Below are 16,271 nucleotides of genomic sequence, written 5' to 3'. Positions count from 1 at the left end.
ATCATTGTGTCAGCCTCAGTTTGCGGATCGACGATGCAATGGACGCAAACGCGTCCTCAAGATTCAAACCGTGTACATCGTAAACGTGGCTGTCCGAGCTGGCACAGCCTTTGATTGTTTTGTAGCCGGATCTCGGTGCTTCGAAAGCAATGCCGTAGACGATGATGCCCTGATCTTTTGCAGCGCCGCAGACATGCTTGGTGCGCTGGTTCTTTGCAGACGTCTCAACCTTGGAATAGGCTGCGCTGGTCCACTCGGCCGGCGCGCTGGGTTGCCAGCCGAAGACGACATCGGCAATGTACTCAAGAGAGGCGCGGTTCAGCAACTCGGTATTCTTCAGGCGAACAGACGTGCCGGGCTCATCGTTCCACTCGTTTTCAGGTTCCGGGTTTCCATATGGGTGGTCCGCCCATTCTCCGCGTTGAGACCACGCGAAGTGCTTGGGAGTACCATTCGAATGGTAGGTGGAATAGTCACCATACGTGGTTTCGGTCGTATTTCGCAGTTCCCAATACCCATTGACCAATTCATAGAAGTACTCTGTCCACGAGTAAGTAGCTCCGGACTCCGGGTTGTGCCAAACGTCTGACCAACCATCGCGAATAGATGGGTTAAGCATGTATTGATCTGTATTCTGACCATCTGTCATGACGATCGCGATCTTCAGAATGTCGGAACCATAGTCGCTGGGGCGGTCAGCAAAGTGATCGGGTACAATATAGTCATCAGTCGCCATATCCCCGACAATGCCACGCATACTTGGATCCAACAGAGCGGTACCCCACTTCATCCCAATGTCAATTGAGGTGTTGCCACTCGCGGTGAGAGCTTTGATTTGAGCCTTGAGAAAATCAAGGTCGTCTGTGACCGGAGTAATCGCGCTGCCTGCCCGGACAGGGCAGACTGGGGTATCGATCGTGCCTTCAGAGTAGGAGAACGGATCAAAATGCGCAGTCCGCTCCAGCGTGTCACCCCTGTGAATATCGGCATCGCTGAATTGTTCTGCAATGAAGTTGACGCAATGCGAATAGTTATGCTCGGCGGTCACATTCGTGAAGTTCTTCAGAAGCCCCTCACCAGCATTGACCTGCGTCGCGTAGGGTATGATCGAGATCGAGATATTTTGTTTGTCTTCGTCTGACGAACTCAGCATCAGCGTCACGAACTTTGTCGCTGCGTCCTGCAGAAGCTCCAATTTCGTTTTTCCACCAGTGGGTGAATGTGACTGCATTGAGCCAGACATGTCGAGGATCAGCGAAATTTCAACGGCGCCGATGGACTCCTCTGCCGTGCTTAACGCTTTGGCCGTAAACGAGTCCACGCCAGCCAGGTTCATGTAGCTGGTAGACACCTCGGTTTCAGCCGTTGCCGTTACTTTTCGATAGCCAAAGCTCTCGGTGACTTCTACTGGTTTTGTTAGCTTGTCGCTTAGATCAGCTAAATCAAGATAAGAGTTTACGACTTCGTCAGGCGTTTTCGTTTGGTCAAGGTCCGCCGCCGCCAGCACTGCACGATCCAATGTGGACTGCAAGTTAGCTCTGTCGCGCTCGTAGTTCATGATGTCGACGCCAAAGCCGGTCAGGGCGAAGATAGTTAAGAACCCAAGGAGGACGAAGATCGTGAACGCCCCGCCGTCTTCGTTCCTGACGAAGCGCCGGATCGGTGATACAGTTCGATTGACTAACGTAGTGCCACTTTCAAAAACGTTCTTTGTCATATTGCAGTCCTCACTGAGCAGACATCCAAGCTGCCAAGGAATTATTAACTTTTGAAAATTAACGCTGAAACGTGGCGGGATTTAGGCGAAAAAGACACGGACTTGGCCGGTTTAAAGGGAAAGCCGGGATAATTTTGGGGCGTGATACGGTTCTGTTTTCGAATGGGCGACAATTCCGGCGGGGTGGGGTCGAATGGGCGACTCAGCGGGTTGTGTAAACTCCTGCTCGGTTTTTCTGGTTTTATTTTCGCTTAAATATTGATCGTTTGCGCATTGGGTGCGACAAATCGTCAGAACGCAAGTCGTTCGCTGGCACGGAGGATTAGATGACGGCCATTAAAGAACCCAGCTTTCGCGAGAGTGTGGACCTTATGTTCAACAGGGCGGCGTCCCTGATGGACCTGCCTCCTGGGTTGGAGGAGAAAATACGGGTTTGCAACGCCACCTACACGGTTCGCTTCGGTGTGCGACTGCGGGGCGAGATTCATACATTTACGGGTTATCGCTCCGTTCACTCTGAACATATGGAGCCTGTGAAAGGCGGTATTCGTTACGCGTTGGCAGTTAATCAGGACGAAGTCGAAGCGCTTGCAGCGCTGATGACGTACAAATGTGCACTGGTTGAAACGCCCTTTGGCGGCTCGAAGGGCGGTTTGTGCATCGATCCCCGCCAATATGAAGAGCATGAGTTGGAGCAGATCACCCGACGTTTTGCTTATGAACTTGCCAAGCGCGATCTGATCAATCCGTCTCAGAACGTTCCAGCGCCCGATATGGGCACGGGCGAACGTGAAATGGCCTGGATGGCTGACCAATACGCCCGTATGAACACCACCGACATCAATGCGCGTGCCAGTGTAACCGGCAAGCCGCTAAATGCTGGCGGAATCTCGGGGCGGGTCGAAGCAACCGGTCGGGGCATTCAGTATGCATTGCGTGAGTTCTTCCGCCATCCCGAGGATGTGCAGAAGGCGGGCCTGTCTGGCAAACTTGATGGCAAACGCATCATCGTTCAGGGTTTGGGCAACGTGGGGTATCACGCGGCCAAGTTCCTGAGCGAAGAGGACGGCTCGCGGATTGTCGGTATCATTGAATGGGATGGCGCGCTGTATAACCCCGACGGGATTGACGTCGAATCTGTACGTCAGTGGATCGTGAAACATGGTGGGGTCAGCAATTACCCGGACGCAACGCATTCGGCTGAGGGCGGCGAAGTTCTAGAGGCTGAATGCGATATCCTGATCCCGGCGGCGCTTGAGGGGGTGATCAACCTGTCCAATGCCGAGCGGATCAAGGCGCCTCTGATCATTGAGGCGGCGAATGGTCCTGTCACAGCCGGGGCGGATGAGATTCTGCGCAAAAAAGGTACAGTGATCGTCCCGGACATGTACGCGAATGCGGGCGGTGTGACGGTGTCGTATTTCGAATGGGTCAAGAACCTAAGCCATATCCGCTTTGGTCGGATGCAGCGCCGTCAGGAAGAGGCGCGGCACGAGCTGATCGTCAGCGAGCTGGAGCGGCTGGACCGCTACTTGGGCGATGCGTGGTCGATGACTCCAGATTTCAAGACCAAGTACCTCAAGGGCGCGGACGAACTTGAACTGGTGCGGTCGGGCCTCGATGACACGATGCGCATTGCCTATCAGTCCATGCGTGAGGTCTGGCACAGTCGCGACGATGTCGAAGATTTGCGCACGGCGGCCTATATTGTGGCCATCGACCGCGTTTCGAAAAGCTATCGCGCCAAAGGGCTTTGAGTTCCGGCTGGGGCGGGCGGGATCAATCGGTCGCCCCGGCGCAACACGATGGCGAGAGGTGTAAAACGACAATGGCGGGCAAGGCCTGCCGAGGGTAAACTGTCGCGAAAGAAACGATTCCGGGAGACCCCCATGTTGCGTACCGCCTTTGCGGCCCTGTTGTTGGCCACACCTCTGGCTGCTCAAGAAACCAAAGAACAAAGCTGCCAGTATCAGGCGGATGTCGTTGCGGCGATTCAGAAAGCGCGTCTGGATAAGGTGAAGGAGCGTGACGTACCGCAGGCGGTGGCTGACACCAGCCCGACCTGGCCCGAAAACTACAACAATGCCATTCCGCTGATCACGCCTTGGGTCTACGAGCAAAAGATGCGCGACGTGCGCAAAAAGGACCTTGGCGCGGCGTGGTTGGAACTGTGTTTGCAGCAATAATCCACAGGTCTTACATTTCCCTGTGGACAACCGCGCGCCATCCCCTTGGCGCGCGTTTTCATTTCTGTCAGGTTTGACCCATGTCACTGCCCCCCGGTTTTCTTGATGAACTGCGCACCCGTCTGAGCCTGTCTCAGGTCGTTGGGCGCAAAGTCATGTGGGATCAGCGCAAGTCCAATCAGGGCAAGGGCGACATGTGGGCGCCGTGCCCATTCCACCACGAAAAGACGGCGTCGTTCCATGTCGATGACCAAAAGGGGTTCTATTACTGCTTTGGCTGCCACGCCAAAGGCGACGCAATCAACTTCGTAAAAGAGACCGAGAATGTCTCGTTCATCGAAGCTGTCGAGATTCTGGCGCGTGAGGCCGGGATGCCGATGCCCGCGCGCGATCCCAAAGCGCAAGAGAAACAGGATCGCCGCTCGCAACTGGCCGAGGTGATGGAGCAGGCGGTGCAGTTCTTCCGCCTGCAACTCAAGACCGGAGCAGGGGCGGCAGCGCGTGACTACCTGACCCGCCGTGGGTTGGACGCGCAGGCGTTGGACCGGTGGGAGATCGGATTTGCCCCCGATGGCTGGCAAGCGTTGTGGGATCATCTGCGCGGCAAGAACGTGGCCGAGGACCTTATCCTCGGGGCCGGTCTGGCCAAGCCGTCAAACAAGGGCAAAAAGCCCTATGACACGTTCCGCAACCGGATCATGTTCCCAATCCGCGATCCGCGCGGGCGGTGCATTGCCTTTGGCGGACGGGCGATGGACCCGAATGACAATGCCAAATACCTGAACTCACCCGAGACCGAGCTGTTCGACAAAGGCCGCAGCCTCTACAACCACGGCCCCGCGCGGCAGGGGGCGGGGAAGGGGCAGCCCTTGATCGTGGCCGAAGGCTATATGGATGTGATCGCACTGGCTGAGGCCGGGTTTGGCGCATCGGTTGCGCCTTTGGGGACAGCGATCACCGAGCATCAGTTGCAACTGCTTTGGCGTATTTCGGACGAGCCGATCATTGCACTGGATGGGGACACCGCCGGTCTGCGCGCCGCCATGCGGGCGGTCGATCTGGCACTGCCGCTGCTGGAAGCCGGCAAATCCCTGCGCTTTGCGCTGATGCCCGAAGGCAAGGACCCGGACGACCTGTTGCGCGCCGAAGGGGCAGGGGCCGTGCAGGCCGTGTTGGATGGCGCCATCCCCATGGTCAAGCTGCTGTGGCAGCGCGAGACCGAAGGCAAGGTGTTTGACAGCCCCGAACGTAAGGCGGCGTTGGACAAAGTGCTGCGGGACAAGATCAAACTGATCCGAGACCCATCGATCCGCTCGCACTATGGACAAGAGATTAAAGACCTGCGTTGGCAACTGTTCCGTCCGCAGCGGCAGAACCGTCCCTGGCAACCGAAGGGCAAATGGCAGCCCAAACCCGCCGCGACACCGGGCGCGCGGGCTTCTTTTCTGGCCTCATCTGAGGGAGCGGAAATCCAGCTGCGCGAAGCCGCCATTCTGGCCATTGCCGCGCTGAACCCGCAGGTTGTCGTGCAATTCGAGCACCAGTTAGAAGAGATGGAGTGCCGCGATCCCGACCACGCGGCCCTGCGTCACGCCATTCTGCGTCATGCAATTGATGACCCGGATCACCTGCAGGACCACATTGCTGAAACTTTGGGGCCTGAAGCCCTTGAAAACCTGTTGGCCCTTCGCCATGTCGCAGTAATCCCCTGTGTGTATAAACCGGGCGACGTTGAAAAGGCCGAGATGACGCTGGCCGAGGAACTCGCAAAGATCAAAGCTCTCAGGGGGTTGGATGCTGAGATTGCCGAAGCTGAAGAGGAACTGTCCGATCTGGCCGATGAGGCGCTGACATATCGGCTGGCACAGGCCGCCGAAGAGCGAAACCGCACAAGCCGCAGCCAGAATGAGGACAGGGCCGTTTTCGACATCGCCGACAACGGCGCGCGAATCAACCGCGACGAGAAAGACGCGTTTAAGGCAATCATGTCCGGGATCAATTTTGAACGGAAACGCCGGTAAAGTGGTGTTTTCGTAAGGCACTGGAAAAGAAAAACAGGTAAACGGGTGGCCGAATCACTTCTACGCGCTAATGATTCGGTGCAAACGAATCACCCATCCCTGCAGGAGCATTGAATGGCCGCCAAAGACACGACCGAAGATCGCAAATCTGACGAGCAGGAACAGGAAATCTCGCTGGATATGAGCCAGGCCCAGGTCAAGAAGATGATCGCCGAGGCCCGCGAGAAAGGCTACATCACGTACGACCAGCTCAATCAGGTGCTGCCGCCGGATCAAGTCAGCTCGGAACAGATCGAAGACGTTATGTCGATGCTGTCCGAGATGGGCATCAACATCATCGAAGATGAAGAGGCCGAAGAGGAAGAGAACAAAGGCTCGACCGAACTGGCCACTACCGAAAGCAACCGCGAGGTTGCGCTGGCCGGGGCCGCCACTGAAAAGCTGGATCGCACCGACGACCCCGTCCGCATGTATCTGCGCGAGATGGGATCGGTTGAACTGCTAAGCCGCGAGGGCGAGATAGCCATCGCCAAGCGGATCGAAGCCGGGCGTAACACGATGATTGCCGGGCTTTGCGAAAGCCCGCTGACGTTCCAGGCGATCACGATCTGGCACGACGAACTTTTGTCCGAAGACATTCTGTTGCGCGACGTCATCGATCTGGAGGCCACGTTCGGCAACCAGATGGACGAAGACGGTGATGTTGAAGAACCGGTCGTTGACACTTCGGCGGTGCAGGCGGCCAAACCTGCCAAAGACACGGGGCCGGAACTAGACGCTGATGGCAACCCGATTGCCAATGACGACGACGATGACGACGACGATCAGGCCAACATGTCGCTGGCAGCGATGGAAGCGGCCCTGAAAGATCAGGTTCTGACCACGCTGGAGCGGATTTCGACCGACTTCTCGATGTTGTCGGAAATGCAGGACAGCCGGATTTCAGCGACCCTGAACGAGGATGGATCCTTCAGTGAGAAGGATGAAGAGACCTATCAGAAGCTGCGTGCTGAGATCGTTGAACTGGTGAATGGTCTTCACCTGCACAACAACCGTATCGAAGCCCTGATTGACCAGCTTTATGGCATCAACCGCCGCATCATGTCGCTGGACAGCTCGATGGTGAAACTGGCCGACCAGGCCCGTATCAACCGTCGTGAGTTCATTGACGCCTATCGTGGCCGCGAACTGGACCCGAACTGGCTGACCGAGATGGCCGAAAAGCCGGGCCGGGGTTGGCAGATGTTTATCGAACGCTCGACTGCCAAGGTTGAAGAACTGCGCAACGACATGGCTCAGGTCGGTCAGTATGTCGGTCTGGATATCAGCGAATTCCGCCGCATCGTGCAGCAGGTTCAGAAGGGCGAGAAAGAGGCGCGGCAGGCCAAGAAGGAAATGGTCGAAGCCAACCTGCGTTTGGTGATCTCAATCGCCAAAAAGTACACGAACCGTGGCCTGCAATTCCTTGATCTTATTCAGGAAGGTAACATCGGCCTGATGAAGGCCGTGGACAAGTTCGAATACCGCCGTGGCTACAAGTTCTCGACCTATGCGACGTGGTGGATTCGTCAGGCGATCACACGCTCGATCGCAGATCAGGCGCGGACAATCCGTATTCCGGTCCACATGATCGAAACGATCAACAAACTGGTCCGGACCGGCCGTCAGATGCTGCACGAAATTGGCCGCGAACCGACGCCGGAAGAACTGGCCGAAAAGCTGCAGATGCCACTTGAGAAAGTGCGCAAGGTGATGAAAATTGCCAAGGAGCCGATCTCGCTTGAGACGCCGATTGGTGACGAAGAAGACAGCCAGCTGGGCGATTTCATCGAGGACAAGAATGCGGTGCTGCCTCTGGACAGCGCGATTCAGGAGAACCTCAAGGAAACCACGACCCGGGTTCTGGCCTCGCTTACCCCGCGTGAGGAACGGGTTCTGCGGATGCGCTTTGGCATTGGCATGAATACCGACCATACGCTGGAAGAGGTTGGCCAACAGTTCAGCGTGACCCGCGAACGTATTCGTCAGATCGAAGCGAAGGCGCTGCGTAAACTGAAACACCCGAGCCGGTCTCGAAAACTACGATCCTTCCTGGATCAGTGAATTGAAAGGCGCCTCAATCGAGGCGCCTTTTTCTTTCAGACGGAACTCTTCACATTGACCGGTTCAAAGATCAATTTGGCGGCAACTCACAAGTTCTGTTCAGGCAGCGCCTCTATATCTCCGGTGTCCACTCATGGGACAGGCCGGGGCGAGGCTGTGCCGCTGATGACCCCCGGCCACCCGCTTTACGGGTTTTGGGGGAAATCCAGGCGGCTGCGGAATGTGCTGGGTGCTTGACCGGTCCAGCGTTTGAAAGCTGTCGAAAACGCAGGCTGATCGGAATAGCCCAAGGAAAAAGCAATCTCGGACAATGGCATCCCATTGGTAATGAAAGTCTGCGCCAGATCGCATCGCAGGTCATCGACGATATCGCGATAGCTGACCCCTTCGTCTTTGAGGCGGCGTGCAAACGTGCGTGAACTCATCCCCAGATTGGCGGCGGCCTCGTCGGCGTTGATAACCGCGCCTGGCATCGACCGGGTGATCAGCCCTTCGACTTGCGCTCGCAGTTTTTGCTCGGGCGAGTGTCGCTCGGCCAGAACGCGTTCTCCATACTCCAGAAGATGCGCCCGGAGGTTCGAGTCATAGGTCGGAACCGGCAAATCAAGCGCGGACGGCGCCAGAACAATCTCAAGTCGTTCTGCGCCAAACACAACGGGAAATCCTGCAAGCTTTTCAAACTTTAACCGGCTTTCACCGACTTCGTGTTGAAATCTTAGTTCGATGGGAAAGAAATTAGCTTGCGTCAACGTGCGCATTCGAGACAAGCCTGCGAACATCAGGAACTCGGTCCTCCGATGATACCGGGCAAAACCAGCGTCTTTCCAATCGGCCTCGATGGTGGCGAAGTTACCTGCAAGACGTAGGCTGAACATGAGGGCTGGATCAATGATCCTATGAAAACGAGATGTATTCTCCATGACCTGCCGCAGGTCACGGGAATACTTACTGATATAGGCGGTCAGACTCGACGTGGACTTAAACTGCAACCCAGCCTGCGCTGCAAATGTTACATCCCCAAGCGCATCGCAAGCATAACGTACGAACAGAGCCTCTTGATGGGCTGTATAGACAGTTGCCGGAGGAGCGATGGTTTCGCGGGACAGGTCGCATTTTTCAAGGACGCGATCGGTCAGATCGGTGTCCTTCGTTCTTTGATCAAGTGCTGAAGCCAACAATTGAATGCGGGCGATATCTACTTCCATCGGATTGACCACCGTTTACTCAAGGAGACTTCAAGTCGAGCGCGGGATACGTTTGTCTTGATCTTAGCAAATCTATTGTCCGGAATTCGAATAGTTTTGGCGGATGAAAACAAGACCCGAGGCTGAATATTTTGTATTTTCCGCCCGTTGTCGGGTCAGTGCCTTGTTGGGGAGCGGGCAGAGCCCTGGAAATTCACCAGTTCCGGTGGCTCCCCGGCACAACTACTCTCTTGGATCGCGGGCAAGTCCTCTTGTCGCATTGTTCGGTCTGGACCGGAATGAAAGGGTTGGTCCGAGCGTTATCGGGCCAAAGATATGCCAAACCCTGTTTCTGCCAGTTTAAAGAATATTCAGGATGTCATTGTATTTGATGGGGAATGTGTCCTGTGTTCGGGGTTTTTCCGCTTCATGTTGGCGCGAGATAAAACGCATCGCTTTAAGTTCGCAACGGCGCAGTCGCCTTTAGGGCAACGGCTATATCGTGAACTCGGTCTTCCAGCGCGGGATTTTGAAACCAATCTTGTTATCGTCAATGGCAAAGTTCATCAGCGTTTGGATGCATTCGCCGCCGCAATGAAAAGCTTGCCGGGAGCATGGCCAGTTCTGTCTTTGTGTCGGTTCCTGCCAAGATGGCTCAAGGACCCGCTCTATCACTCAATTGCGCGAAACAGGTACAAAGTCTTTGGGCGCACGCAGACCTGTTTGATCCCGGACGCTTCATTGCAGTCCCGGTTTCTGCCTGAGGGGTTTTGAGTGCATCCCGACCCTTTTTTGCAATCCCTGCCTTCCCAGTCCGTTCTGCCGCCTGCGGTAAGGCAGTTGCATGAGGCCCCGGGGCTGTACGTCGGGCGGTGCAGTGTTGCCGGGGGCAAGAGCAGGTTAATTGCATTGGTATTGCGTCTTGGGCGCTTCCCGCCAGACGCCGCCGACATCCCGGTGCAGGTCACGATAGATCGTGCAGGGCATGAATGGCGATGGGTTCGCGACTTTGACGGCCACACCATGCGATCCCGGCTAACTTTTGATCACGGTGCCGAATGTGTTCGTGAACAATTGGGCTTTTTGTCCATTTGGTTGGTGCCTGAAGTCTTTGACGGGCGCCTGTTGATACATATAAGGCGTCTCAGTGTTCTGGGAATCCGCTGCCCGGCATTCCTTCTGCCGCGTCTTCAACTGTAGATTGGCAGGACGAAATCGGGCATTTTGGGTTTGATGTGTCGGCTGAAATGCCGATGCTGGACTGTCTAATCAGGTATCGCGGCTGGCTGGCACCCGTTCACGACCAGCTAGGAACGGGCTGAATTCATCGTGAAGCGTCTTTGTCTGAATTTAAAGTAAACTAGGTCAATGCTTACCTCGAAACAGGAAAGAGTTTGATTATGAAAAAGGTTATGTATGCAGTATTGGCGGCGATGATGCTGAGCACTCCGGCTTCGGCCACGTTCGCCCGGTTTGGGTTTCAGACCGTCGCGCTGAGCAATACGGAGTTTGAAGTGATCCCAAGGGGGCGCACCGATGTAGACGGGTACTGGTGCGCGGCCTCAGACTTTGCGCGCAGGACATTGGGGGCAAGCTGGCAGCAGCGAATTTACGTCAAGCGTGGCTACGGCCCCAGCGAGGCGACAGGCCGAAGAACAGCTGTGCAATTCTCGCTCACGCCGCCAGAGGGGGTTCCGCAACAAAGCGGTGGTGTCATTACGACAGGGTTTCAACCTGGGTTCAATATGTCCGTTTCGGCCGCCAATGGCCGCTGCAACGTGCGCCCCTTCATACGGTGATAAAAGGGTGTCCGCCTGATGCAGACCGAGTTAGTGATTTCAACCCACGGCCCGGGCCTTTACGAATTTACCTCGGACGTGCGTAACTGGCTCAATTCGGTCGAGGGCTATGGTCTGCTGACACTGTTCGTACGGCACACCTCCTGTTCGCTGATCATTCAGGAAAACGCGGACCCGGAAGTGCAGACAGACTTGCGTGCCTTTTTTGATCGGCTAGTACCGCCGTCGGATCATCCGGCAATGGCGTATTTGCGGCACACTTATGAAGGCCCAGACGATATGCCCGCCCATATCAAAGCCGCACTTTTGCCCGTGTCGCTGTCGATCCCAGTCGCATCTGGGCATCCTGTTCTGGGCACGTGGCAGGGGATTTATCTGTTCGAGCATCGCTCAGCGCCGCATCGCCGAAAGGTTGCGGCGCATTTTGCATAGACTCACGATATAGCGGTAAAAAATTCCGACTACCCAAATCCTAGCGGCTACCCTATAGTTGTGGATAAGTAAGCGGCATAGCTTACAAAAAGAGGCCGAACAAGGGACGAGGAGACGGCGGATGCGCTGCCCGTTTTGCGGAAATATCGACACTCAGGTCAAAGATTCACGCCCGGCAGAGGATCACGTCGCGATCCGCCGACGCCGGTTTTGTCCCGCATGTGGGGGGCGGTTCACCACTTATGAGCGTGTACAGCTGCGCGATCTGGTGGTGATCAAAACCAATGGAAAACGTGAAGATTTCGACCGGGATAAGCTGGAACGCTCGATCCGGATTTCGATGCAGAAACGACCGATTGAACCGGATCGGATCGACCAGATGATTTCTGGTATCGTCCGCCGTTTGGAAAGCATGGGCGAAACCGATATCCCGTCCAACAAGATCGGCGAGATCGTCATGGAAGCTCTGGCGCGGATTGACACCGTGGCCTATGTTCGTTTTGCAAGCGTGTACAAGAATTTCCAGGCGGCCGATGATTTCGAGGAGTTTGTCCACGAACTGCGCCCGCCGCAGCCTTCGACGGACGAGTGAGCGAAACTGATAAGCGATTTATGGCGCTGGCTTTGTCTTTGGGCCAGCGCGGCCAAGGGACGTGTTGGCCTAACCCCGCAGTGGGCTGTGTCATTGTGCGCGATGGCCGGATTGTCGGACGCGGCTGGACCCAACCCGGTGGCCGTCCGCATGCCGAACCACAGGCCTTGGCGCAGGCCGGAGAGGCCGCCCGAGGCGCAACAGCCTATGTTTCATTGGAACCCTGTTCTCACTACGGAAAAACGCCGCCCTGTGCCGAGGCTTTGATCAAAGCGGGCGTGTCCCGCGTTGTCTCGGCTATTGAGGACAGCGATCCGCGTGTGGCGGGGCAGGGCTTTGCCATGCTGCGAGAGGCGGGGATCGAGGTCACCACCGGCGTTCTGGCCGAGCAGGCAGCGCGAGACCATGCTGGGTTCTTTCTGAAAACGGAACAGGGGCGACCGTTCGTTACACTCAAGTTGGCCAGCAGTTTTGACGGACGTATCGCGACATCCACCGGTCACAGCCAGTGGATTACCGGACCAAAAGCGCGGCGGGCGGTGCATGCCATGCGTGCGCGTCACGATGCGGTGATTGTAGGGGCAGGGACGGCGCGGGCGGATGATCCCTCTTTGACGGTCCGCGATCTGGGGATCGAGTCGCAACCGGTGCGGGTTGTCGTCTCACGCCATCTGGATATCCCGCTTATGGGGCATTTGGCCCGCACGGCGTCGCAAATACCGGTGTGGCTGTGCCATGGCCCGTCTCCGGACCCCGAGCGCGCGCGCGCTTGGGAGGGGTTAGGCGCACGTTTGATCCCTTGTGCACTGCAAGAGCACCACATCGATGCCAAGGATCTGCTGCAACAGCTGGGGCACGCGGGGCTGACACGCGTCTTCTGCGAAGGCGGGTCAGCGTTGGCTGCTTCGTTGCTGGCTGAAGATCTTGTGGATGAGCTTGTAGGATTCAGCGCGGGGCTGACGATCGGGGCCGAAGGCTTGCCGGCCGTTGGGTCACTTGGGTTGGAGACTCTCAATGCGGCACCGCGGTTTGAGTTGATCGAAACTCGCGCTATCGGGCCGGACGTGCTGCATCGTTGGGCGCGGTTGCTGCGTTAACGGCGACGCCACAGATGTGCGTTCGTGGCAAACGCGCCCTGCAGTTTAGAAAGTAGTCGCAGCGCGGGACCACCTTTGCGTTCGTACCCTTCAGTCAGGCGTTGAATTGCAACCTCGACAGGGCAGGGCTGTCCGGTGACCGGATCCAGATAACGCGGGTAATCGATGAGCGCTGCGTGCACCAGTCCATGCAGAGACGGTCGAGCCCCCCGCCGTGCCGGGACTGTTCCCAGATCCTGCGTCAGGCCCCATCCGGCGTAGAAAGGTGCGCCGAGGGTGGTGACACGGACACCACGCAGGAGCGCTTCAAACCCGAGCAGTGAGGTCATTGTCCAAACCTCTTGCACTTGTGCCAGCAAAGCGGCGGGGTCGGTGTTGCTGGCGATGATGTCGGCAAGGCTCTCGTCTTCAATCTCACCTTCGCGCAATCCGGCCTCGACATCTGGATGCGGTTTGTAGATCAGGATCGCGTTCGGGTTCGCCTCGCGTGTTGCGCGCAGCAAGTCGTTATTCGTGCGCACGGTTGTTGTGCCCAACAGGATTGAAGCATCGTCATGAACCTGACCGGGCACCAGAATGCGATGTCCGTCGGGCAGGTCCGGGGGAGTACCTCCGATGTTGTACTTGCTGAGTTGGTCGCTGACGATATGGGCCACCAGCCGCTCGGCCCGCAATTCCTGATCCGGACGCAGAGTCACACGCTTTGCGACCAGTTCCTCCAATCGACTTGGACGCGTTGGATCGTAATAGATACCCAAATCATCTGTGGCCAGGGAAAGCGGAGGCACAAGGTTGGCGCCAAGCCCGCGTGACCGTAAAAACCCATCCTCGATCCTGACAGCGTTTTCGGCATCACGCGCGTGGTTGGCCCAGACCATATGGGGGCGATCCGACGAATCCGGGGGCCCAGAGGTAAACCTGATCTTCTTTTCACGCCCGAACATCTGTTGCAGATGCTTGCGCTTCCACAGGCGCATGCCTGACGCAGTCCATCCCTTGTGATCCTGCCGCCATGAGCTCGTTTGTGCCTCAAGCGTATCCAGAACAGTTTCCAGTTCGCATAGTCGGTCCCTGTAAGGATCATACCAACTGGGGCAGAGGATCATTGCAGCGGCGAACAGTTGCGCTCGGGTCAGGTTGCGTTGTCGGCGCGGAAAGTGTTCTTCGTCTTGTGTCAGGCCCCATCCGGCATAGAACGGCTGGCCGAAGACTCGTGGTTTGTGCCCGGCCAAAATGGCTTCGAACCCAAATTGCGACGACAGGGTGTAGACACCCACCGCGCCGTCCAGCAGGAGCCATGGGCTGATCGGAGTGCTGAAAAACGCAACTCTGTCGGACAAGTCCTGATCCGAGAAATATCCGCTGCGATATCCCGCAACGGTTTCCGGATGCGTTTTGATCAGAATGCGAGCGCCGGGATTTTCTTCCTGCGCGATAACCAGCATTTCGCGAAAGCGGGTGTAATCTCCTTTGCTGGCGGTCACAGAGGCATCATTGTCAGCCTGATCGACCACCAGAACATAGCCGGGGTCGGGTGGCGGGAGGGTAGGGTCGACGGCTGAATACTTACTTAGGTGCAACTCGCGCATGCGTTCGATGCCATATCTGGCCCGGTTCAACAGAGCGGTGTCGTCCAGCGGATGCGTGGCCAGCAACGTCTCAAGATCGGATGGCTGAGCCGGATCGAAGTGTACCCCGGACCGGTCGAGCAGAAGGCCCAACGGGGGCTCGCCAACCCTTCCTGGATGCAACGAACGCAGAAAAGAATCCTCGACCCGCAGAACCAGCGTATTGTGTCGGGCGGCGATCGCCAGGCCGCGATGGGCCGTCGGGCTGTTGCCCCAAACGCCGACGACATCGCCCTCGCGGGGAAGGCCAATACGAATGTCATAACCAGAGAGGTTCAGCATACGCCGCACGCGGCGTTGGGTCAGGAAACCGCCGTTATAGACAAACAGCCGGGTACGCTGTGTCCCGGCTGTCTCGTCAGCGTGCATCAGCCGCCCGTCAGTGTGGCAACGTTTGCAACCGGCGTCAGGCCACCGGCGATCAGTGAGATCGACTTACTCCACTGTGCATACGGAGCTTCGGTCACATAAATCGTATCATCATCCCGAATGACGAAATCGCGGGCGATGAACAACCCATTGGGCGCTGTAAGGTTCAAAAGGTAGATCATGCGCTGATCTCCTTGCAAATCCTGACGTCCCATGACCGTTCTGGCGATGTCTTGCCGTTCCTTGCGCAGAACGAAGATACCGGTTGGGTCCGAGGACAGGGATTGCAGTCCTCCCACCTGCGCCAATGCTTCCAGCGCGGTCAAGTCCTGTGTGTCAAACGCCACGCGAGACTGGCCGGTCGCACCCAGTGCTATATAGGATCGACTGTCGGCCTCGACCAGAATGCGATCGCCGCCGCGCAATGCCACGTCCAGCTTGGGGTTACGGAACAAGTCATCGTACCAAACGGTTCCTCGGTCATTTCCTCGGATCAGCGTGACCAGTGCGATGTCTGAACCAACGGCGACACCACCCGCCTGGGACAACATCCCAAGCAAAGTTCTGCTGGGCCGTTCAATCGGATAAACGCCCGGCACGCCGATTTCTCCGGTAAGGGAAACGGTTGACCCGTTGCCTGCGGTGCGGCGTACTTCGACCTGCGGATCGGGCGTTTGATCCTGCAGTTTAGTGGTGATTAGTTGGCGGAGTTGTTCGGGCGTGTTACCGGCGGCCCGAATGCGACCCGCATAGGGCACAAAGATAAACCCGTCGCTATCCACCTGAACTTGCTCAAGGGCCGTAGCTCCGCCGAGTTCGCTGGACAACAACCCGTCATCGACGTTTTCCCAGATCGTCAAACCCAAGATATCGCCGGGGCGCACTGTATCTGCAGTCAGGTTTTGCGCGCTGCTAAAGGCGCGCGAAAACCCATATTGCGGAATAGCCGACGTTGCCCGGGTGACCCGGTCGTCAACCTCGACCACAAAAGCATTGCCGCCATTGGCCGTCGAGCCTGACAAAATCTCGGTTTTGTTGGGGCCCGCCTTGGGAAGCTGACACGCGGCCAGCAGGCCGATTGCGGCCACAAGGGACATTCCCCGTATCCATCGGATTGGAAAGCGCTGCACTGCCGGTAATCCT

The 16,271-nt window shown here is 56.9% G+C and carries 13 protein-coding genes and 1 pseudogene; 10 read left to right on the top strand and 4 right to left on the bottom strand.

The features are described 5' to 3' along the window. Nucleotide 1: 1 nt before the first annotated feature. Nucleotides 2–1,717, bottom strand: coding sequence for a TadE/TadG family type IV pilus assembly protein (locus ACR0ER_RS15710; RefSeq protein ID WP_480769742.1), 1,716 nt, complete (start codon nt 1,715–1,717; stop codon nt 2–4). A gap of 326 nt (nt 1,718–2,043) precedes the next feature. Here ACR0ER_RS15710 and ACR0ER_RS15705 point away from each other — a divergent pair, with 326 nt between their 5' ends. The 4 genes from ACR0ER_RS15705 to rpoD all read left to right on the top strand — a co-directional run bounded on the left by ACR0ER_RS15705 (nt 2,044) and on the right by rpoD (nt 8,027). Further along, the gene (locus ACR0ER_RS15705) at nt 2,044–3,474 is read left to right on the top strand and encodes a Glu/Leu/Phe/Val family dehydrogenase (protein ID WP_480769741.1); all 1,431 of its coding nucleotides are present in this window, start codon (nt 2,044–2,046) and stop codon (nt 3,472–3,474) included. 132 nt (nt 3,475–3,606) lie between these two features. Further along, nucleotides 3,607–3,903, top strand: a complete 297-nt coding sequence (locus ACR0ER_RS15700) for a hypothetical protein (RefSeq protein ID WP_480769740.1) — start codon at nt 3,607–3,609, stop codon at nt 3,901–3,903. Between the two features lie 80 nt (nt 3,904–3,983). Further along, nucleotides 3,984–5,924, top strand: a complete 1,941-nt coding sequence (gene dnaG / locus ACR0ER_RS15695) for a DNA primase (RefSeq protein WP_480769739.1) — start codon at nt 3,984–3,986, stop codon at nt 5,922–5,924. Nucleotides 5,925–6,038: 114 nt separating this feature from the next. Further along, nucleotides 6,039–8,027, top strand: coding sequence for an RNA polymerase sigma factor RpoD (rpoD, locus tag ACR0ER_RS15690; protein ID WP_480769738.1), 1,989 nt, complete (start codon nt 6,039–6,041; stop codon nt 8,025–8,027). Nucleotides 8,028–8,212: 185 nt separating this feature from the next. Here rpoD and ACR0ER_RS15685 read toward each other — a convergent pair whose 3' ends face one another. Beyond that, on the bottom strand, nt 8,213–9,232 hold the full coding sequence (locus ACR0ER_RS15685; protein ID WP_480769737.1) for a helix-turn-helix domain-containing protein: 1,020 nt from the start codon (nt 9,230–9,232) through the stop codon (nt 8,213–8,215). A 315-nt stretch (nt 9,233–9,547) separates the two neighbouring features. Here ACR0ER_RS15685 and ACR0ER_RS15680 point away from each other — a divergent pair, with 315 nt between their 5' ends. The 6 genes and pseudogenes from ACR0ER_RS15680 (at nt 9,548) to ribD (ending at nt 13,131) form a co-directional block, all read left to right on the top strand. Then, complete coding sequence (locus tag ACR0ER_RS15680; protein WP_480769736.1) at nt 9,548–9,985, top strand: thiol-disulfide oxidoreductase DCC family protein; 438 nt, start codon at nt 9,548–9,550, stop codon at nt 9,983–9,985. Beyond that, nucleotides 9,986–10,533 (top strand): annotated as a pseudogene (locus ACR0ER_RS15675) (DUF4166 domain-containing protein). A 78-nt stretch (nt 10,534–10,611) separates the two neighbouring features. Then, nucleotides 10,612–11,010, top strand: a complete 399-nt coding sequence (locus tag ACR0ER_RS15670) for a hypothetical protein (protein ID WP_170330884.1) — start codon at nt 10,612–10,614, stop codon at nt 11,008–11,010. Nucleotides 11,011–11,028: 18 nt separating this feature from the next. Beyond that, on the top strand, nt 11,029–11,442 hold the full coding sequence (locus ACR0ER_RS15665; RefSeq protein ID WP_480769735.1) for a secondary thiamine-phosphate synthase enzyme YjbQ: 414 nt from the start codon (nt 11,029–11,031) through the stop codon (nt 11,440–11,442). A 121-nt stretch (nt 11,443–11,563) separates the two neighbouring features. Beyond that, nucleotides 11,564–12,034 (top strand): transcriptional regulator NrdR, encoded by a 471-nt coding sequence (gene nrdR / locus ACR0ER_RS15660; RefSeq protein WP_170792101.1) that lies wholly within the window; start codon nt 11,564–11,566, stop codon nt 12,032–12,034. After that, nucleotides 12,031–13,131 carry a bifunctional diaminohydroxyphosphoribosylaminopyrimidine deaminase/5-amino-6-(5-phosphoribosylamino)uracil reductase RibD gene (gene ribD / locus ACR0ER_RS15655; RefSeq protein ID WP_480769734.1) on the top strand — a complete coding sequence of 367 codons (1,101 nt, stop codon included), beginning with the start codon at nt 12,031–12,033 and terminating at the stop codon, nt 13,129–13,131. The genes nrdR and ribD overlap by 4 nt, the downstream gene beginning before the upstream one ends. Here ribD and ACR0ER_RS15650 read toward each other — a convergent pair. After that, a complete protein-coding gene (locus tag ACR0ER_RS15650; RefSeq protein ID WP_480769733.1) occupies nt 13,128–15,128 on the bottom strand; it encodes a capsular polysaccharide biosynthesis protein in 2,001 nt (666 codons plus the stop codon). The genes ribD and ACR0ER_RS15650 overlap by 4 nt on opposite strands. Beyond that, complete coding sequence (locus tag ACR0ER_RS15645; RefSeq protein ID WP_480769732.1) at nt 15,128–16,225, bottom strand: polysaccharide biosynthesis/export family protein; 1,098 nt, start codon at nt 16,223–16,225, stop codon at nt 15,128–15,130. The genes ACR0ER_RS15650 and ACR0ER_RS15645 overlap by 1 nt, the downstream gene beginning before the upstream one ends. Nucleotides 16,226–16,271 lie beyond the last annotated feature (46 nt).

The organism is Ruegeria sp. CH8 (genome assembly GCF_056536985.1).
The sequence above is the reverse complement of the archived record's forward strand: the minus strand, read 5'-3'. Positions and strand labels throughout refer to the sequence as shown.